The sequence below is a fragment of the Halomonas sp. DN3 genome (assembly GCF_024137905.1).
In the GTDB taxonomy this organism is placed as follows: domain Bacteria; phylum Pseudomonadota; class Gammaproteobacteria; order Pseudomonadales; family Halomonadaceae; genus Halomonas; species Halomonas litopenaei.
The window spans coordinates 4,232,945-4,250,366 of sequence record NZ_CP099965.1 but is presented as its reverse complement, the minus strand read 5'-3'; the positions used below and the strand labels follow the sequence as shown (position 1 = coordinate 4,250,366).

The 17,422-nt window shown below is 63.6% G+C and carries 17 protein-coding genes; 11 read left to right on the top strand and 6 right to left on the bottom strand.

The window, feature by feature from the left end; translation table 11 throughout:
* Nucleotides 1–12: 12 nt before the first annotated feature.
* Nucleotides 13–1,194 (bottom strand): MFS transporter, encoded by a 1,182-nt coding sequence (locus NKF27_RS18305; protein ID WP_253554152.1) that lies wholly within the window; start codon nucleotides 1,192–1,194, stop codon nucleotides 13–15.
* 251 nt (nucleotides 1,195–1,445) lie between these two features.
* On the opposite strand from NKF27_RS18305, the gene NKF27_RS18300 reads away from it, so the two are divergent.
* Nucleotides 1,446–2,330: a LysR family transcriptional regulator gene (locus NKF27_RS18300; protein ID WP_253554150.1), complete on the top strand. Its 885-nt coding sequence runs from the start codon at nucleotides 1,446–1,448 to the stop codon at nucleotides 2,328–2,330.
* Nucleotides 2,331–2,395: 65 nt separating this feature from the next.
* On the opposite strand, the gene NKF27_RS18295 is transcribed toward NKF27_RS18300, so the two are convergent.
* Nucleotides 2,396–3,313 (bottom strand): LysR substrate-binding domain-containing protein, encoded by a 918-nt coding sequence (locus NKF27_RS18295; protein ID WP_108133457.1) that lies wholly within the window; start codon nucleotides 3,311–3,313, stop codon nucleotides 2,396–2,398.
* 109 nt (nucleotides 3,314–3,422) lie between these two features.
* Between NKF27_RS18295 and NKF27_RS18290 the strand changes: the two genes are divergently transcribed.
* The 6 genes from NKF27_RS18290 (at nucleotide 3,423) to NKF27_RS18265 (ending at nucleotide 9,103) form a co-directional block, all read left to right on the top strand.
* Nucleotides 3,423–4,547, top strand: a complete 1,125-nt coding sequence (locus NKF27_RS18290; protein WP_108133458.1) for a cupin domain-containing protein — start codon at nucleotides 3,423–3,425, stop codon at nucleotides 4,545–4,547.
* Nucleotides 4,548–4,561: 14 nt separating this feature from the next.
* Nucleotides 4,562–5,326 (top strand): HpcH/HpaI aldolase/citrate lyase family protein, encoded by a 765-nt coding sequence (locus NKF27_RS18285; RefSeq protein WP_108133459.1) that lies wholly within the window; start codon nucleotides 4,562–4,564, stop codon nucleotides 5,324–5,326.
* Complete coding sequence (locus tag NKF27_RS18280) at nucleotides 5,326–6,033, top strand: alpha/beta fold hydrolase (protein ID WP_108133460.1); 708 nt, start codon at nucleotides 5,326–5,328, stop codon at nucleotides 6,031–6,033. Before NKF27_RS18285 ends, NKF27_RS18280 begins: the two co-directional genes overlap by 1 nt.
* A 97-nt stretch (nucleotides 6,034–6,130) precedes the next feature.
* Complete coding sequence (locus NKF27_RS18275; protein ID WP_108133461.1) at nucleotides 6,131–7,120, top strand: TRAP transporter substrate-binding protein; 990 nt, start codon at nucleotides 6,131–6,133, stop codon at nucleotides 7,118–7,120.
* A 193-nt stretch (nucleotides 7,121–7,313) separates the two neighbouring features.
* Nucleotides 7,314–7,823, top strand: a complete 510-nt coding sequence (locus tag NKF27_RS18270) for a TRAP transporter small permease (RefSeq protein ID WP_108133462.1) — start codon at nucleotides 7,314–7,316, stop codon at nucleotides 7,821–7,823.
* Nucleotides 7,820–9,103 carry a TRAP transporter large permease gene (locus NKF27_RS18265; RefSeq protein ID WP_253554140.1) on the top strand — a complete coding sequence of 428 codons (1,284 nt, stop codon included), beginning with the start codon at nucleotides 7,820–7,822 and terminating at the stop codon, nucleotides 9,101–9,103. Before NKF27_RS18270 ends, NKF27_RS18265 begins: the two co-directional genes overlap by 4 nt.
* A gap of 21 nt (nucleotides 9,104–9,124) precedes the next feature.
* Here the strand turns inward: NKF27_RS18265 and NKF27_RS18260 are convergent, their stop codons facing one another.
* Entirely contained in the window at nucleotides 9,125–10,051 is a 927-nt protein-coding gene (locus NKF27_RS18260; protein ID WP_253554138.1) for a LysR substrate-binding domain-containing protein, read from the bottom strand.
* Nucleotides 10,052–10,241: 190 nt separating this feature from the next.
* Between NKF27_RS18260 and NKF27_RS18255 the strand changes: the two genes are divergently transcribed.
* Genes NKF27_RS18255 through NKF27_RS18240 form a run of 4 tightly spaced genes read left to right on the top strand, consistent with a single transcriptional unit; the run spans nucleotide 10,242 to nucleotide 14,082 of the window.
* Nucleotides 10,242–11,357 carry an FAD-binding oxidoreductase gene (locus tag NKF27_RS18255; RefSeq protein ID WP_253554129.1) on the top strand — a complete coding sequence of 372 codons (1,116 nt, stop codon included), beginning with the start codon at nucleotides 10,242–10,244 and terminating at the stop codon, nucleotides 11,355–11,357.
* Nucleotides 11,341–11,706 (top strand): (2Fe-2S)-binding protein, encoded by a 366-nt coding sequence (locus NKF27_RS18250; RefSeq protein WP_253554127.1) that lies wholly within the window; start codon nucleotides 11,341–11,343, stop codon nucleotides 11,704–11,706. Before NKF27_RS18255 ends, NKF27_RS18250 begins: the two co-directional genes overlap by 17 nt.
* Nucleotides 11,693–13,294 carry an NAD(P)/FAD-dependent oxidoreductase gene (locus NKF27_RS18245; RefSeq protein WP_253554125.1) on the top strand — a complete coding sequence of 534 codons (1,602 nt, stop codon included), beginning with the start codon at nucleotides 11,693–11,695 and terminating at the stop codon, nucleotides 13,292–13,294. The genes NKF27_RS18250 and NKF27_RS18245 overlap by 14 nt, the downstream gene beginning before the upstream one ends.
* Nucleotides 13,295–13,308: 14 nt before the next feature.
* Complete coding sequence (locus NKF27_RS18240) at nucleotides 13,309–14,082, top strand: transporter substrate-binding domain-containing protein (RefSeq protein ID WP_253554123.1); 774 nt, start codon at nucleotides 13,309–13,311, stop codon at nucleotides 14,080–14,082.
* A 282-nt stretch (nucleotides 14,083–14,364) separates the two neighbouring features.
* Here NKF27_RS18240 and NKF27_RS18235 read toward each other — a convergent pair whose 3' ends face one another.
* The 3 genes from NKF27_RS18235 to NKF27_RS18225 all read right to left on the bottom strand — a co-directional run bounded on the left by NKF27_RS18235 (nucleotide 14,365) and on the right by NKF27_RS18225 (nucleotide 17,421).
* Nucleotides 14,365–14,748 (bottom strand): RidA family protein, encoded by a 384-nt coding sequence (locus NKF27_RS18235; RefSeq protein ID WP_253554121.1) that lies wholly within the window; start codon nucleotides 14,746–14,748, stop codon nucleotides 14,365–14,367.
* A 70-nt stretch (nucleotides 14,749–14,818) separates the two neighbouring features.
* On the bottom strand, nucleotides 14,819–15,634 hold the full coding sequence (locus NKF27_RS18230; RefSeq protein WP_253554120.1) for a DUF3726 domain-containing protein: 816 nt from the start codon (nucleotides 15,632–15,634) through the stop codon (nucleotides 14,819–14,821).
* Nucleotides 15,631–17,421: a hypothetical protein gene (locus NKF27_RS18225; protein WP_045993662.1), complete on the bottom strand. Its 1,791-nt coding sequence runs from the start codon at nucleotides 17,419–17,421 to the stop codon at nucleotides 15,631–15,633. The genes NKF27_RS18230 and NKF27_RS18225 overlap by 4 nt, the downstream gene beginning before the upstream one ends.
* Nucleotide 17,422 lies beyond the last annotated feature (1 nt).

Below are 17,422 nucleotides of genomic sequence, written 5' to 3'. Positions count from 1 at the left end.
GGGTCGCGGGCTTCAGGCGCTGGCCAGGCGAGCGGCGCGACGCTGATCGAGCCTGCCGGACAGCCGGGTCAGCACCAGCGCCGCCAGCACGATGATGGCGCCGATCCAGGCGGTGTCGGTCAGCGCGAGGTGCGTGACCACCTGGCCTCCGACCACCGAGCCCAGCGCGATGCCGATATTGAAGGCAGCGATATTGAGCCCCGAGGCCACGTCCACCGCTTCGGGCACATAGCGCTCGGCCAGCTTGACCACGTAGACCTGCAGCCCCGGCACGTTACCGAAGGCGAAGGCGCCCCACACCAGGATCGTCAGCACCGCGGCGACCGGGTGGACGGCGCTGACGCTGAGCACCAGCAGGATGGCGACGAGTCCGGTGAAGATCAGGGTCAGGGCGGGGATGGGGCCGAGACGGTCGGCCAGCCTGCCGCCATAAAGGTTACCGATGGCCACCGAGGCGCCGTAGACCAGCATGATCAGGCTGACCATGGACGGCGCGAAGCCGGTGGTCTGCTCGAGGATCGGGGCGAGGAAGGTGAAGGCGGTGAAGGTACCGCCGTAGCCCAGGATGGTGATGGCGTAGACCAGCAGCAGGCGGGGATGGGTCAGTACCTTGAGTTGCTGACCCAGCGTCGCCGGGGCCGAGCGCTTGAGGTTGCCAGGAATCAGCAGGGCGCTGCCGATCAGGGCGAGCAGGCCGAGCGCCGAGACCACCAGGAAGGTCGCGCGCCAGCCGAAGGTCTGGCCGATCCAGGTGCCCAGCGGCACGCCGGTGACCAGCGCCACGGTCAGGCCGGTGAACATGATGGCGATGGCGCTGGCTTCCTTGTCCTTGGCGACCAGGCTGGTGGCAATGGTGGAGCCGATCGAGAAGAACACGCCGTGGGCGAGGCCGGTCAGTATGCGGGCGGTGATCAGCGAACCATACCCGGGGGCCTGCCAGGCCAGTAGATTGCCGGCGATGAACAGCGTCATCAGGCCGAGCAGGACCCACTTGCGATTGAAGCGGCCGGTCAGGGCGGTCAGTACCGGCGCCCCTACCGCGACACCGGCGGCGTAGAGGCTGACCAGCAGTCCCGCAGAGGGCAGGCTGACGCCCAGGTCCTGGGCGATGGTGGGCACCAGACCGACGATGACGAACTCGGTGGTACCGATGGCGAAGGCGCTGAGGGTCAGCGCAAATAACGCGATGGGCATCTGTTTCTCCTGTCGAGATGGCGTCGTCTCGGAGACGACTTGACGACGCGGAGTCTGGCGGAGGAGACTTTTGCGATAAACGCGACTAATCGAGAAACACCTTTGTCGCTATCGAGACAATTGCGCGCTAAACAGAAACGAGATACATAGAGACGCACCGAACAGCGCCGAACCAAGCAGCGCCAAACCAAGCAGCGCCAAACCAAGCAGCGCCGAAAAAAGCAGCGCCGAACCGAACAGGAACCGCAACGATGAAGACCCGCTCCGAAGATCTGGAACTGCTGCTGGCGGTGGTCGATAGCGGCGGCTTCAGCGCCGCCGCGTCGCGCCTGGACGTCCCGGTGGCGCGGGTCTCCCGGGCGGTGCAGCGCCTGGAACAGCGCCTCGAGGTCCCGCTATTGAACCGCACTACACGAAGCGTCGCCCTGACCGATGAAGGCTGTCGCTTTATCGAGCAGGTGCGCGTCGGGCTCGAGCGCTTGATCGCCGCCGAAGAGTCGCTGGCGCTGGGGCGCGGCGAGCCTAGCGGACGCCTGCGGGTGGATGCCGCCAGCCCCTTCGTGCTGCATCAGCTGGTGCCTTTGGTGGGAGAATTCCGTCGTCGCTATCCCGGTATCGAGCTGGAGCTCTCCGCCAGCGACGGCATCATCAACCTGCTGGAGCAGCGTGCCGACGTGGCCATTCGCATCGGTGCCCTGGCGGACTCCACCCTGCACGCCCGGTTGCTGGGGCGCTCGCGGCTGTATCTGGTGGCGAGCCCCGCCTATCTCGAGCGGGCCGGACGGCCAGCCTCGGTGGCGGAGCTGGCCGATCATCAGCTGATTGGCTTTCTCGAACCGACAGCGCTTAATCGCTGGCCTGTGGAGGGCCTGGATGAAGAGATCACGCCCACGCTTGCGACCTCCAGTGGCGAGGTGATGCGAAACCTGTGCCTGGCCGGGGAGGGCATCGCCTGCCATTCGAACTTCATGGTGGGCGATGATATCGCCAGCGGACGCCTCGAGGTCATCTTGCCTGACGCCATGCGCCACGGCGGTCCCCGGGAACTGGTGCAGGCGGTGTACTACCGCAATACCGCCCTGTCTGCCCGCATTCAGGCGTTTCTCGATGTTATCCAGCCCAGGCTGCGGCTGTAGTGGTAGGGCCTGGGGCAGCGATCAGGATACGACCTCCCGGCGCAGACCGCGTCTGATCTCAAGGTTCAACCCTCCGGTGACGCGGATGGCCCCGCTGGCGACCATTTCTCCCTTGCGAGTTCGAGAAACGTCCCGACAGCGGGGTTCTTGTCCTGGGTGTTCCAGGCAACACATAGCTCGGCCATCGGTGGTGGCTCCATGTCCAGTGGTCTTAGCACCACGTCCTCGAACTGAATACGCGAAGCGGCCTGCGGAACCAGCGCCAATCCCAGTCCTGCCGACACCAGGGCGACCACGGTGTGCAACTGGGTCGCCGACTGCACGACGTCTGGCCTCACCCCACGGGCGTCCAAAAGATCGTGTGCCAGGCGATTGAAATAGGACGCTGCCCTGCTGTCGAAACTGATAAAGGGCACTCGATTCATGGCGCTGACGGGAATGCTGTCCCGTTCGGCCAGTGGGTGGTTGGCAGGAATGGCCACGACAATGGGCTCGACGTGAATGGTCTGTACGTCAATATCCGGGTGGTCGGCGGGGGGTCTGATCAGACCAATATTGATGTCGGATTGGCTCAGGGCAGCCAGTTGATCCCGAGACACCATTTCTCGGACGTTCAGCTCTACCGCCGGGTAGCGCCGCTTGAACGCCGCGATAAGCCGTGGCAACAGGCCAAGCACGGATGCGGAGGTAACCGCGATAGTGAGATGACCCGCCTCGCCTCGGGCGGTCAGACGTGCTTTCTGCAGAGCCGAATCGGCTTGGGAAAGTACCGCCCTGGCATGCTCTAGCAGTACTTCACCGGCCGCAGTGAGCTTGATGGGACGGTGCCCTCGAACGAACAGCGGTACGCCCACGTCTTCTTCCAACTGACGTATCTGCATGCTCAGCGGCGGCTGGGTCATGCACAGCCGCTCTGCGGCCCGACCAAAATGCAGCTCTTCTGCGACGGCGATGAAGTATCGAAAGTGTCTGAGCTCCAGCATATTGTTGCCCTTTGATACTTTCTGCGAATGATATGGTCATTAAATATATATTGTAAGTATTTTTGTGTCCCTACTACCTTTCGTTGAACCACTACGAAAGGGACGCCTGATGACTACCATTCAGCCTTCACAAGCAGAGCGCAGGGTCGTGCGGCGCGCGGACCACCAAGGCTGCTCAGAAGCCTTTATCGACTGCCGCATCCCAGGATCGATGCCAAAGTACAACTATGCCTTCATCGGCGGAGGGGTGTCGCAATCCAACAAGCAGGTGATCAATCTTCAGGAAGCTCATGGCTTCAATATAGGTGGCGCTGCCATGCCCAATGGCGTCACCAACAATCTGCACCTGCACTTCACCGCGGAAGTATTCATCTGCTTCTCCGGGGAGTGGACCTTCCGCTGGGGCGTCGATGGAAAGGAAGGCGAGTTCACCATGGGCGAGGGAGGGATTCTCTCTGTGCCCACATGGATCTACCGCGGCTTTACCAACACCGGCCCCGACGACGGTTTTCTCTTCACCTGCCTGGGGCAGAACAAGACCGGTGGTGTTATCTGGAGTCCCGATGTCATCCGACAGGCCAGAGAAACGGGATTGGCGCTTGCTGCTGCCGATTCCAAGCTGGTCGACCTGAACGCGCTTGAAGGCGAGGCGTTGCCCGAGCTGCTCGAGCCAATGCCCCAGGAAGATATTGACCAACTCAAGCGCTGGTCTCTGGAGGACATGCGCGCACGGGTGACATTGGAGGAAGACCTTGTCTGGTCCGACCGGCCGACCCTCGACTCGGTGCTGCCCGGTGGTCGGAAAAGGCTGGCCAGTGTGATCGGCCACGGCCTCACGGAAGACCGCGATCAGCAACCGCGCGTGTTCAACCCCCACGGCTTTGCCATGGCGTGGCTGGAGGCCGAGCCGGGGGAAGGGCTGCTGGCCCACCGTCACCATGACAGTCAGGTCTTTCTTGTACGCCATGGCGAGTGGGAGGTCGCCTTCAATGGCGAGGCTGATGTCACCACAAGATTGGGTGAATGGGACCTGGTGTCAGTGCCCGCCGGGGTCTGGCGCTCATTGAAGAACATCGGGACTGATTGCGGCCGAGTGCTGGTCATCACTGGCTCCGATGCCCGGACGCAACTGGAGTGGTCCCCCGAGGTTGTCGAGCAGGCAGAGGCCGCTGGCTACGCCCTGGATCCAAACGGCTACGTTGCGTCGACCAGCACCATCGCCTTGCGTGCCTGATAAGGAGTTCCATCATGCGTCACAACGGTTTGAAGCAATTGGCAAGTCAGCGTACCACCGCGATCAACGCCTGGCTTTCCAGCGATAGCGGTTACGTTGCCGAGGTACTGGGTCACTGCGGGTTTGATGCCGTCACGGTGGATCTTCAACACGGTCAGTTTGGTATCGATGCGGTTCCCCGCCTGCTGCAGGCTATCTCCGCCACGCCCGCGATGCCGTGGGTGCGCTGTAGCGGAAACGATATGGCCGAGCTCAACAAGCTGCTGGATATGGGTGCCTACGGCGTCATCTGTCCGATGATCGAAACCGTCGAACAAGCTCGGCAGCTGGTCAGTGCCACCCGTTACGCGCCGCTGGGACGCCGAAGCTTTGGCCCCGCTCGTGGACTGTTGTACGGCGGCTCCGACTACCTGGCGCATGCCAACGAAGAGGTGCTGGTGCTGGCGATGATCGAAACCCAGGATGGCTTGAAAAACGCCGAAGATATCCTGCAGGTGCCGGGCCTGGATGGTATCTACATAGGCCCGAACGATCTGGCACTGAGCCTGGGGATCTCACCGGCAACCCCCTGGCAGGAGTCCGTCCTGGCAGATCACATTCATGACCTGCTGGAGCTTTGCCAACGGTACGAAAAATACTCAGGCATTTTCTGTGGCGATCTGGCCATGGCCCATGCGATGCAGTCGGCGGGTGCGTCCCTGGTAACGCCTGGCAATGATACGCAGCTGATGCGCAGCGAAGCGATGCAGCGTATTCAGATGCTGAGAGAGGCTAGCTGATGAGTGTCCTGCCACTGGTGCTGTTGCCGGGGACCCTTTGCGATGAACGGCTGTGGGCTCGAATGCTGTCGTTCATGCCTGACGCCGTCGAGGTGGTGACGCCCCGCTACGGCAAAGGCAGCAGCATGACCGAGGTGGTGGCATCGCTCAGAAAGGAGCTTCCGGCCCGATTTGCATTGGCCGGGTTTTCACTGGGCGGACTGGCGGCGTTAGAACTGGTGCGTCAGGCGCCTGAGTCAGTCGACCGTCTGGCGCTGATCTGCAGCCATGCCCAGGCCGATACTCCAGCAGGGAGCCAGGCTCGTCAGGACCAGCTTGAGCTGGCCAGGAGCCGTGGTCTCGAAGCGCTGGTCAGCGAGCAGTTTGTTCCTGCCGGCCTTCGCGCTTCGCATCCGGGATATTCAGAGAGTGAAAGGCTGATACGACAGATGGCGATCGACACCGGCCTCCAAGGGTTTGAGCGGCAGACCTTGATGGCGATTACTCGAAGAGATCAGCACGACGTATTGGCAGCGTTTTCTCGTCCAACTCTGCTCTTGGCCAGTACAGGTGATGCATTGTGCTTGCCAGAGAAACCAACATCTGCCGACGCCGCGTCACCCACAAGTCGACTAGTGTGGGTGGAAGGCGCGAGCCACTACTTGCCATTGGAGCAGCCTGAAAGTGTCGCCGAGGGATTGGCTCGATGGCTACGCCAGGCTGAATGACATCACGCTGTCACCTCGCTTCCAGCGATATATCCCCCCAGGCAGTATTGCCGCCAGGTGGGAAGTTATAAATAGCTTACGCTTTACGGAGAAAATAATGAATAAAATACTCACGTCAGTTCTCATGTCTTCCGTAATATTGGCCGCCTCGTCGGCCCATGCAGAAGTCATCAGAATCGCTCACGATAATCAGGCCGACACGCCTCTTCATAAGGCGCTGGTGAAATTCAAGGAGGATCTCGAAGCCGAAGAAGTGGATCTTGGCGTCGAGATATATGAGGGCGGTCAGCTTGGTGGTGTCGCCGAGGTGACCGACATGGTGCAAAACAACAATATGCAGATGACTGCGGCAGCGTCTGTTCTGCTTGCACCCTATATTCCCGAGTTCAATGTGCTGGATCTGTTTTTCCTGTTCGACGATGAAGAGCATGCCCATCGGGTGCTGGACAGTGAGGACGGTGGTGAAGCCTTGCTCGATGCGATGACGTCGCGGGGTTTGCATGGTCTGGGGTTTGGTGAGGTCGGGTTTCGTCATATCACCTCCAACCTCGGCCCCATCGATAGCGAGGAAGCGCTGGGTAATGTGCGCTTGCGCTCCGCCAACAACCCGATGCAGATAGCTGCCTGGGAGGCAGTGGGGGCGACGCCAATTCCGCTGGCCTGGGGCGAAATTTATACGTCATTGCAGCAGAACCTGATCAATTCTCAGGAAAGCGCGGCGTTTTCGGTAAAGTCTCAGCGCTTTTATGAGGTTCAGAGCCATATGACGATGTCTGGCCACATCTACACCAACTTTGTCTGGTTCATGAACGCCGAATTCTATGAGGGTCTGACGGAAGAGCAGCAGCAGGCCGTCGAGGTAGCGGCTGATCAGGCGATAGCGTATCAACGTGAACTGGCGATGGAAGCCAACAATCAGGTCATTGGCGAACTGGAAGAACTTGGTGTCGAGGTGTCAGAGATGCCTGATTCCTTGAAGGAAGTCATGGCCGAACGCATGAACGGCGCCGTGCGCGAGCAGCTTCGGGATCGTACAGGCCCTGAACTGTTCGAGCAGATGGTGGACGCTGTTGAACGCTTGCGGTAACTGCCGCCGACATGCGGTCACGGTGTGACCGCTTCGGAGAAATGCCGTCATGACGGCTGGGTTTGATGGATCGGTTGCCGGTGGTGACAGGCGTCCTTGAACCGATGTCGAGCATCTGGTCCTGGGGCGCGGCGATAGATCGTTCAAGCCATGATTGTTGGTGTTTCTCTGTGCCGTCTTCAGGAGAATAAAGATGAAGATCATGGCGTTGTTGCGTGCCTTCGACAGGCACTTCGAGCCGGTGCTTATCGTCATCGGTGTAACACTTATCACTTTTTTTATTTCGCTGCAGATAGTGCTGCGTGTCTTCGACAATCCCATCAGCTGGGCCGAAGAACTCTCACGCTACCTGTTCGTCTGGGTAATCTATTTAAGTATCAGCTACGCCATTAAAGACGATCGACATATCAGGATAACCGCGGCCATCGCCTTGCTGCCGAAGAGGGGACAAGTGGCTTGTTTGATCCTGGCGGATATGATTTTTCTGGTGTACTCCGTCTTGGTGGTCTATTACGGCGCAAACATCATTGAGCGAAGCCTCGAGCTGGGCCAGATATCCTCCGGGCTCGAGATCCCTGTCGCCATTCTGTACGGGTCCATTGTTCTCGGTGGTGCCTTGAACGTGATCCGGCTGCTGCAGAAGATTTCCCAACGTCTCAAGGAACGGCACGCTTCGCCCACCACGGAAGGAGCCTTGTCATGACGGCCACCTTGCTGTTCGGTTCATTTCTGGGATTGCTGGTGGTGGGGGTTCCCATCGGTATCGCGCTGGCGGTTGCCAGCCTTATCGTGATCTATAGCCTGCCGTTTCTTAATCCGGATTTTCTTTTTCAGGGGCTGGTGTATGGGTTGAACTCTTTTCCTCTGCTTGCCGTCATCCTGTTTACCCTGGCCGGAAACATCATGAGCCGTGGCGGTATCGCCAATCGTCTGATTCGTGTTGCGGAGCTGTTTCTGGGGCGGGTGACGGGAGGCTTGGGTATCGTTGCCATCGTGGCCTGCATGGTGGTTGCCTCAATTTCGGGTACAGGCTCGGCGACGGTAGCGGCGATCGGACTTGCCATGATTCCTGCCATGGTTCAGAAGGGATACGACCGTGCCTTCTCTGGCGCTATTGTCGCTTCTGCCGGGGGGATTGGTGTCATCATTCCTCCTAGTGTGGTGATGATCGTTTATGCCATCACCGCGCAGGTATCGGTGACCGATATGTTCCTGGCGGGGATTCTGCCTGGCATCATCATCGGCGTAGCGCTGATGGTCTATACCTATATCCAGTCCAGGCGTCATGGCTACCAGGGGTCGGATACCAAGTTTTCCAAAGCGGAAGCGCTGCAGATTCTCCAGCAGGGCATATTGCCCCTGCTGATGCCGTTCATCATCCTTGGCGGTATCTATTCCGGCCTGTTTACACCCACCGAGTCCGCTGCCGTTGGCGTGGTTTACGGACTGGTGCTCGGAGTGTTCGTCTATCGCGAGATAAAGCCACAGGATCTCTACGGAATCATCCTACAGTCGGCGCTGCTGGTGGGTGCCGTGCTGGTGATCGTTGGCGCCTCGACGGCCTTCGGTCGAATCCTCACCATCGAGAGAGTCCCGACCGACATTGCCAACTGGGTGCTCGGCGTTACGGATAGCAAGATTCTGATACTACTGGCTATCCTCACGCTGCTATTGGTGGTGGGCACCTTTATGGAAACGCTGGCGGCGATTGTCATCCTGACGCCGCTGCTGCTTCCTATTGTCACGTCGCTAGGGATGTCGCCGGTGCATTTTGGTGTCGTGATGATCGTCAACCTGGCCATCGGATTCGTCACCCCGCCACTGGGGGCGAACCTCTTCATGGCCTCTCAGGTCGGCCAGGTAGAGATCGAGAAACTGTCCCGTGCGGTGATTGGTTTCATCTTTGCCATGATCATTGCGCTGTTGATCATCACCTTCGTGCCGTGGTTCTCGCTGGTCATACCGGAGCTGAGGACTGGTTAGTCGACTGGCTGAACGTCAACGCTATGTCGTGCCAGGCCTATCCTGCCCGGCCTGCACCTCGGCAAACCGATGACGAAAGCGCTGAACAAACTCCTCGGCCAGCCGCGACAGCGGCTGGTCCCGGGGTGTCAGCAGGTAGAAGGTCTCGGTCAGGGGCTCTTGCAGCGGTAGCGCAATGCTATCGCTGCCGCCCATGGCGCGGGCGTTGAGGGCGTCGACGATGGCGATGCCGGCGCCCTGGCCAACCAGCCGGGTCGCCTGCAGCGCCAGCGACACCTCCAGCCGCGAGCGCGGCGTGACGCCTCGCTCGGCCAGGGCACGCTCCAGCGTCTGGCGGCTGGGGTCTCCCGGTTCATAGTGGATCAGCGTCTGGCCGTCGAGGTCCTCAAGGGCGATGCTTTCGTGCCCTGCCAGCGGGTGCGCCCGGGGCAGCAGGCAGACGCTATCGAGGGTGAAGGCTGACGCACCGAGGCGTTCGTCCTGGCCTCCCAGCAGGGAAAAACCGATCTCCGAGCGCTGGGTGACCACGTCTTCCACCACCTGCTCGGAGCGGTAGGTGGACAACCGCAGGTGCTGGTCCGGGTGATCCTTGGCCATCCCGGCGATGACGTCCGGGACAAAGGTCAGGCCGAGCAGCGGCATGGCGCTGATGCCGAGCCCGCCAAGCTCGCGCTGGCGAATCCGCCGGGCGCTGTCTCTAAGGTGCTCGAGTCCCTGCCACAGGCGCTGCTGTTCGCGATAGAACAGGCGCGCCTCCGGCGTCGGTACCAGACGTCCCTTGATCCGCGAGAACAGCGCAAAGCCGAGGTCGTGTTCGAGCTGCTTCAACAGCCGAGTGACGCCTGGCTGGGCGATGCGCATGCGGCTGGCGGCGGCGGTGACGCTGCCGCTGTCCATGGTGTGCTGAAAGGCCTGCAACTGGCGGTCACTGAGCCGGGGGCTGTCCATCGCTGTCCTCCATCGAAACCTCCACTGAACCCACCCATCAGCCCCGCCCATCAGCCCTGCATCCAGCCCTGCATCGAAAGGAGCCATAACATCAGGGCATGGGTTTGCCATTGATTGGTATTGGATCGTATGGGATGTGGCTTCTATCGTCGAGTCATCGGTAATCGACGGCTAGGGGTCCAAGGCTTCCATGGCACACGAGGTAATGATCATCGGCGGTGGTGTGGTCGGCATGGCGCTGGCCTACGGGCTGGCGCGCCGTGGCCGTCGCGTCTGCGTACTCGATGAACACGATACCGCGCTCAAGGCCTCCCGGGGCAACGCGGGCCTGGTCTGGGTCCAGGGCAAGGGCGCCGGCATGCCCGCCTACGCGGCGATGTCGCTGGCCTCGAGTCGAGCCTGGCCGAGATTTGCCGGCGAGCTTGGCGAGCGCACCGGCGTGGATCTGGAATTCGAGCAGCCCGGAGGCGTCGATCTGTGTCTCGACGACGACGAGGTGCGCAGCCGTTGCGCCGAGTACCAGGCACTGTACGACGCGCCCTGGGCCCGTGAGGCCGGCGTGCGCTGGGAGTACCTGGAGGGCGCGCGGCTTGAGCGACTGCTGCCGGGCCTTGGCGGCGACGTCCCGGGGGGCATCTGGACACCCCACGACGGCCACTGCAATCCGCTGTTTCTGCTGCGCGCACTCTACAGCGCCTGCCAGGCGCTTGGCGTGGACGTGCGGCCTCATCATCCGGTCGCCTCGATCGACCCCGGCGAGGCGGGCTTTGTTGCCCACACCGCCCGTGGCGCCGTGTCTGCCGAACGGCTGGTACTGGCCTGCGGACTGGGGGCGGCGCGGCTGGCTCCGCCGCTGGGGCTCTGCGGTCGAGTCACGCCGGTGCGTGGCCAGGTGCTGGTCAGCGAGCGCCTGCCCGCCGCCGGCCGTCTGCCGACGCCGCAGATACGCCAGACGGCGAGCGGCGGCTACCTGATCGGCGACGTACTCGAGCACGTCGGCCATGACACCCGGGTCACCCTCGATACCCTGCACGCCCTGGCGCGGCGGGCGGTGACCATCTATCCCGATCTGGCGCCGGCGCGGCTGGTGCGCAGCTGGGCGGCGCTGAGGATCATGACGCCGGACGGCTGCCCCGTCTACGAGGCCTCGCGGCGCTATCCCGGGGCCTACAACCTGAGCTGCCACAGTGGCATCACCCTGGCCGCCTTTCACGCTGATGAGCTGGCCGCAGCGCTGGACGATGATCGGCTCACCGAGCGCTATCCGCTCTTCTCGGGAGGACGCTTCGATGCTCAAGCGGCATAAAAGGGCCACGGCCACGCCCGAGGTCACCATCACCATCGACGGCGCGCCATACCAGGTGCCCTCGACCCTTAGCGTGGCGGCGGCGGTGCTGATGCACCAGGGCGCCGTCGGCTACCGCCGACATGCCGCCGGTGGCCATCGCGCGCCGCTGTGCATGATGGGGGTCTGCCACGACTGCCTGATCACCATCGACGATGCCCCCAATCGGCAGGGCTGTCTGGTCACGGTGGAGCAGGGCATGCGGGTACGCCGCCAGCTCGACGAAGAGACAGCGACGGCTTACCAGTTGGACACCACCAACCATGCCGGTGGTGACGACCGGAGGGGGGGCGACGATGCAGACCTGTGAGCCGAAGGAAACCGTCGGCACCGACGGCAGCAGGGACCGCGCCCGAGTGGTGGTGCTCGGCGCAGGCCCTGCCGGCATGGCGGCGGCCCTGAGACTGGCCGAGGCCGGCCTGCGCGCGCTGGTGCTGGATCAGGCCAGGGCGCCGGGCGGGCAGATCTACCGCCAGCTCGACCAGCCCCAGCTCGACGCCGCCGTCATGGGCAAGGACTACCATCGCGGTCGGGCCCTGGTCGGCGCCTTCCTGGACGCCGCCCGGCGGGGGGCGATCGACTATCGCCCGGGCACGCGGGTGTGGTGGATCGAGGCGCTGGACGATGCCCTGAACGACGCCCATCGCCTGGGCGTGCGGGGGCACGATGGCATCAGCCGGGAACTCTACGCTGAGCGTCTGATCATCGCCACCGGTGCCATGGAGCGGGGCTGGCCCTTCCCCGGCTGGCAGCTACCTGGGGTGATGCAGGCCGGCGCCGCCCAGATCCTGATGAAGCAGGGGGCGCTGCTGACCGAGGGGCCGCCGGTGCTGGCGGGCAACGGGCCACTGCTGTACCTGCTGGCCTGGCAGTACCTCAACGCCGGCTGCCCGCCCCGGATGATCCTCGATACGGCGCCGAACCTGGGACTGGCGCGGTCCCTGCGCCATCCGCTCAGGGCCTGGCGGGCGCGCGGCTACCTCGCCAAGGGCGCGCGCATGCTGGCGACGTTGAGGCGCGCTGGGGTGCCGATCGTGCGAGGCGTCCAGTCGCTGGCTGCCGAGGGTGACCAGCGCTTGACCGGGGTGCGCTATCGCCGGCGTGGCGACAGCGACGAGCACAGGCTCAAGACCGATTGGCTGTTGACCCATATGGGGGTGGTGCCCGAGCCACAGCTCCCCCGAGGGCTGGGCATCGAGCACCACTGGCAGGAGGCCCAGCAGGCGTTCGTGCCCGATCGCCGCGACGATCTGTCGGTGCGCCCGGGCGTGTGGCTGGCCGGTGACGGCGGCGGCATCGGCGGCGCCATGAACGCCGAACGCGAAGGGCGACTGACGGCGCTGTCCGTGCTGAATGATCTGATGAGTGAGTTGAAGGATACGCCGCTGGACGACCAGATGGCTGACCCGCAGGACACGACAGCCAACGTGAAAGGCGCCGCGGCGCCGAGAGCAGACGCCGATAATCGCCGTGCGATCGCCAGGGAGAGCGCCAGGGCGATCGCCAGGGAAAGCGCCGCGCTGAGGCGTCGACGCCGCCAGGATCTGTCCGGTCGACGTCTGCTGGATGCACTGTTCACGCCACCGGCGGACTGGGTCGAGCGGCAGCCTGGCGAGACCCTGATCTGTCGCTGCGAAGGGGTGAGCCGGGCCCAGCTCAAGGAGGCGCTGGAAGCGGGGCCCGCCGGGCCCAACCAGCTCAAGGCCTTCACCCGCTGTGGCATGGGCCCCTGCCAGGGACGGCTATGCGGCACCAATGTGTCGCGGTTGATGGCCCGCGAGCGGGGCCGCGACATGGACGAGGTCGGCTACTACCGCATTCGCCCACCGTTGACCTCCATCACCTTGGGCGAGCTGGCACTGGCGCCCTCCGATCATCTGACCACACAATCACAATAGAGCGAGAAACGACCATGAAAGTTAACGCTTCGCTGTCTGCCTCCCTTGGCCTGGCGATGGCCCTTGCCGGCGCCAGCGCCGCTGTTGCCACCACCGCCCAGGCCGACGATCGTCCGCTGCGCATCGGTGTCGACGTGCCCTATCCGCCGTACCAGGAAAAGCTGCCCGACGGCAGCCTGACCGGCTTCGAGGTCGAGCTGGTCGAGGCCGCCTGCGAGCGCATGCAGCGCCAGTGCGAGTGGGTCGAGCAGGGCTGGGACGGCATCATCCCGGGGCTGCTGGCGCGCAAGTACGATCTGATCGCCTCGGCCATGAACATCACCGACGAACGCGCGAAACAGGTACTGTTCTCCGATCCCTACTATCAGGTGCCCTCGGTGTGGGTCGGCCAGGCCGACGCAGAGATCGACCCCGAAGGCGACCTGTCGGACATGACCATCGGTGTGCAGCAGGGCACCATCCAGGACGAGTACGTGACCACCTACCATGGCGAGGCGGACATTCGTCGCTATTCGGACTCCGGTGGCGTGGTCAACGACATGTTCACCGGCCGGCTGGACCTGGTCTTTACCGCCTTCCCGCTGGCCCAGGAGCGACTGTTCAGTGATGACCGCTTTGCGCGCAAGGGCGAGCTGGTGACCGGCCCCGAATCGATCTACGGGCCCGGCGTCGGCGCCGCCTTCCGCCAGCGCGATCGGGAACTGGTCGTCGAGTTCAGCGAGGCCATCCAGGGGCTAAAGGACGACGGCGACTACCAGGCGCTGTGGGCCCGCTACTTCGAGAAATAGCGCGGGCGGAGTCGACCTCCCGCGGGGGGAAGACGAGAGGCGTGACAGCTATGCGACGAGCCCACCATGCGACGAGCCCTCCATCGGAGGGCTCGTTGGTGTCGGGGGCTCGGCCATTTACGCCATCGGCGGCACGGTGCAATAGGCGGCTAGGCGCTGTCCGAAAAGTCGACGAGCGAAGGTTAGACAAGGCAAAAATCGGTGAGAAAGGTGGTGTAAATGAGCATTTTGATCCGATTTTTAACGCCGTATTACCGAGCGCAGGCACTTTTCAGACAAGCCCTAGGGCGTCACCGGTAGCGCCGCGTAGGCCACCATCTCGACCAGCATCTCTTCCCGGGCGAAGCCGGAGACGATCACCGCCGCGCGGTTGGGATAGGGCTCGCTGACGTACTCGGCGTAGACCCGGTTGACCGTGGTCAGGTCCTCGCGTCGGGTCACGTAGATCAATACCTGGGTCAGCGATTCAACGCCGCCACCGGCGCAGGTGAGGGTGTGCACCAGATTGTCCAGCGTCTGGCGGGTCTGGGCCTCGATGCCGCCGTCGACCACCTCGCCGCTTTTGTCGATGGGGATCTGGGCGGTGAACAGGATGCCGTTGCCGACGCTGGCCCAGGACAGTGGGGCGCGGGAGGCGAACAGCTCGGTCTTGACCGGGTGAACCATGGGGTATCCTCGAACGTTGGAAGTCGGGGGCAGTAGGGCAAAGAGAGTGCCAAGGGGTGAGGGTTGTGCGTCAGTCGTTGTCGTGGGTGCCGGCGCCGGCGCCGCTGCGAGAGGCCTCGGTAGACTCCACCAACAGCCGGGTGGCCAGCGCCTTGAGCTGCGCCCACAGGCCGTCGTCGACCTCGATGCCTTGCTGCATGGCACGCTCGCGGCAAGCCAACAGGTCGGACTCCTGGTGGCGGGCCAGCAGGTCGAGCTGATACTCGGAGCGCAGCGACGGCAGCAGGTCCACGTGGTTGGCCATGATCAGTGTCACCCCGTCGTTGGGCTCGTTTTCCTCGGGCACCTCGTGTACCGCGTAGACGCGGATCTCCGGCACCGAACTTCCCGCACGAAAGCCCACCACCTGCTCGATCAGCGGGGTGGCTGCCGCCTGCTCTGCGCCAGCGGTCAGGGCCTCACCGTCAGGCGCCTGGGCATTTCGCCAGAAGGCGGTGACGTTCATCCCGCGCCCGGCCAGCCGCGCCAGGTAGCCCATGATCAGCTGGCGGTTGTGGCAGTGGCGGATCTTGATCACCGCAAGGCCTCGCGCCCGGGCCTTGGCAAAGCCCAGCTCCAGTGCCAGGGTCGAGCTCTTGAGCACGCTGGCACCGTGGCTGTCGAGCACCGCCAGGTCGCCGTCGGAGTAGACGAGTTCCGGGGGGCGCTCGCCCTGATCCGCGAGCAGAAAGTCGAGGCCTCGTCCCAGCGCCGCCAGTCCACCGAGCTCGTAGAGCTGCATCCAGGCCACCATGTCGGCGGCGTCGCTGGCGTCTCCGTCCTCGAAGCCCATGGCCTGGAAGGCCTTGCGGCAGAGTCCCTGGAGTTCGTTGTAGGACACCTTCATGAGTTGGCTCCGGCGTGCTGGCGGGGTTGGGCATCGGCTTCCTTGAGCGTGCCGGCGGCGTCCTGGTCGGGCTCCAGCGGGAAGCTCCAGTCGTCGAAGTCGATCAGGTCGCTGGGCTCGGCGTTGAGTTCTTCGACCAATGGCGCGCCCTGGAACAGGGTGATGCGCACCCAGCGATCGGACTTGGGATCGAAGCGACTGGCGCCGAAGAACGACAGCTTGGTCCGAAGCAGGTGCATTGGTTTCATCTCGCGGGCCCACAGGTTGGCGCGGATCTCGCCGAAGGGCGTCTCGGCCATGCTCTGGATCCGCCGGATGATGTCCTTGTGACGCGGGTGGTGAATCAGGAACTCCACCACCAGGGCACGCGGATGGGCGCTGAGGAAGTCGTCGATGACCCCATGGGTATCGGCTACCCTAGGCGCGATGGCGAGCTTCAGTTCACGGTCGGCGCCGGGTTCGACGTCGCGCACGCCCAGGCGCGGTTCTTCCTTCTCGACCGAGCGATACCAGAACCAGTAGCGTTCCTCGGGGTCGCCGAAGTCATGACGCAGGGCCCAGTCGTAGTGGGTCTCGATCAACTGCTTGAGTCTGACCAGCGGCATGTCCGGGGTCAGCTCTAGTCCCTCTTCGACCCCCATCTGGTCCTCGAAGGGATCGACGATCTCCGGGTAGAGCTCAAGCAGCAGGGTATGGATCAGCTCCTGGGCTTCCAGGCTCAGGGTCTGGCGGCTCCAGTCGATCAGCTCCTGCCACAGCTCCTCGGCCAGTGGTACCTGCTCGAGCCAGGCGCGCACCGCCGGCAGGGCGCTGGCGGTCTCGCGGTTGCGCGCGCTCTGCTCGCTATCCTCGGTCACGGTCTGGGCCAGGTGGCGCTCGGCCCGGGCGACAAGCGCCACCAGGCGCTGTCGCTCCGGTTCACCGGGGACCTGTCCGCTGACCTGGGCCAGCGCCTTCTCGCGGCTCTCGACCCAGCGCTGGATCAGCTGCGGGTGGTTGATCAGAAAGGGCGCCATGCCCAGTCCGGTGGAATTGCCGATGCCCAGATAGCGGCGCAGCGGCGCGGCCATGGCGACGGCGCTGCCCGGCGCGCGGGCTCGGGCCATATGCTCGATCTGCTCGATGGAGAAGTGGCGCAGCAGGTAGACCGCCAGCATCTGGGCTGAGAAAGGACGCTGGAAGTCCGGGTTGTGCTTGAGCCGATCGAAGTCGGCGATGCCGAACTTGCCGTTTCCGTAGACTGCGGTGGTGCGATACAGATAGCCGACCCGGGTCAGCCAGGCCGGGTCCGGCTGGCGCCCGGCGCACAGCGCGTCGAGAAAGGCGGCGAAGTTTCTGAGGCTGCGGTTGGCCCGGGACAGCACCAGCAGACGTGGATGCTGGCGCCCGGCCTCCTGCAGCGGCACATTGGCGGCCATCTGTTCGAGCAGCGAGTCGTCCACGTCGCCTTCGACCACGCCGAAGGTGACGTCCCAGGCCTCGGCGATGACCCGGTCGGAGCGGGCGGCGTCATCCAATGGCTGGGAAAAGATCACCCCGTGGTAACGGGCCTGGGGCGTCTGCAGACGATAGATGGCGACACCGTGGCCCTCGGCGTCGAGCTCGAAGCGGGTGGTGCTGATCTGCCAGCGCTGGCGCGCCATCTGGCGCACCAGGCTACGCACGAAGCTCAGCCGGCTGGCGTGCAGGCTGCCCAGGCGATCGAGCTGCATCACCTCGTCGGGCGCGCGCAGACGCAGGCGCTGCTCGACGTCGGAAAGGCGGCTGGCGAGGTCTTCGCGTCTCATC

What these genes read in the sequence shown, in the direction of transcription:
- NKF27_RS18245 (WP_253554125.1), top strand. Translation starts at nt 11,693, where the DNA reads ATGCAGACCTGTGAGCCGAAGGAAACCGTCGGCACCGACGGCAGCAGG.
- NKF27_RS18225 (WP_045993662.1), bottom strand. Translation starts at nt 17,421, where the DNA reads ATGAGACGCGAAGACCTCGCCAGCCGCCTTTCCGACGTCGAGCAGCGC.
- NKF27_RS18235 (WP_253554121.1), bottom strand. Translation starts at nt 14,748, where the DNA reads ATGGTTCACCCGGTCAAGACCGAGCTGTTCGCCTCCCGCGCCCCACTG.
- NKF27_RS18300 (WP_253554150.1), top strand. Translation starts at nt 1,446, where the DNA reads ATGAAGACCCGCTCCGAAGATCTGGAACTGCTGCTGGCGGTGGTCGAT.
- NKF27_RS18240 (WP_253554123.1), top strand. Translation starts at nt 13,309, where the DNA reads ATGAAAGTTAACGCTTCGCTGTCTGCCTCCCTTGGCCTGGCGATGGCC.
- NKF27_RS18290 (WP_108133458.1), top strand. Translation starts at nt 3,423, where the DNA reads ATGACTACCATTCAGCCTTCACAAGCAGAGCGCAGGGTCGTGCGGCGC.
- NKF27_RS18275 (WP_108133461.1), top strand. Translation starts at nt 6,131, where the DNA reads ATGAATAAAATACTCACGTCAGTTCTCATGTCTTCCGTAATATTGGCC.
- NKF27_RS18255 (WP_253554129.1), top strand. Translation starts at nt 10,242, where the DNA reads ATGGCACACGAGGTAATGATCATCGGCGGTGGTGTGGTCGGCATGGCG.
- NKF27_RS18280 (WP_108133460.1), top strand. Translation starts at nt 5,326, where the DNA reads ATGAGTGTCCTGCCACTGGTGCTGTTGCCGGGGACCCTTTGCGATGAA.
- NKF27_RS18305 (WP_253554152.1), bottom strand. Translation starts at nt 1,194, where the DNA reads ATGCCCATCGCGTTATTTGCGCTGACCCTCAGCGCCTTCGCCATCGGT.
- NKF27_RS18285 (WP_108133459.1), top strand. Translation starts at nt 4,562, where the DNA reads ATGCGTCACAACGGTTTGAAGCAATTGGCAAGTCAGCGTACCACCGCG.
- NKF27_RS18260 (WP_253554138.1), bottom strand. Translation starts at nt 10,051, where the DNA reads ATGGACAGCCCCCGGCTCAGTGACCGCCAGTTGCAGGCCTTTCAGCAC.
- NKF27_RS18270 (WP_108133462.1), top strand. Translation starts at nt 7,314, where the DNA reads ATGAAGATCATGGCGTTGTTGCGTGCCTTCGACAGGCACTTCGAGCCG.
- NKF27_RS18295 (WP_108133457.1), bottom strand. Translation starts at nt 3,313, where the DNA reads ATGCTGGAGCTCAGACACTTTCGATACTTCATCGCCGTCGCAGAAGAG.
- NKF27_RS18265 (WP_253554140.1), top strand. Translation starts at nt 7,820, where the DNA reads ATGACGGCCACCTTGCTGTTCGGTTCATTTCTGGGATTGCTGGTGGTG.
- NKF27_RS18250 (WP_253554127.1), top strand. Translation starts at nt 11,341, where the DNA reads ATGCTCAAGCGGCATAAAAGGGCCACGGCCACGCCCGAGGTCACCATC.
- NKF27_RS18230 (WP_253554120.1), bottom strand. Translation starts at nt 15,634, where the DNA reads ATGAAGGTGTCCTACAACGAACTCCAGGGACTCTGCCGCAAGGCCTTC.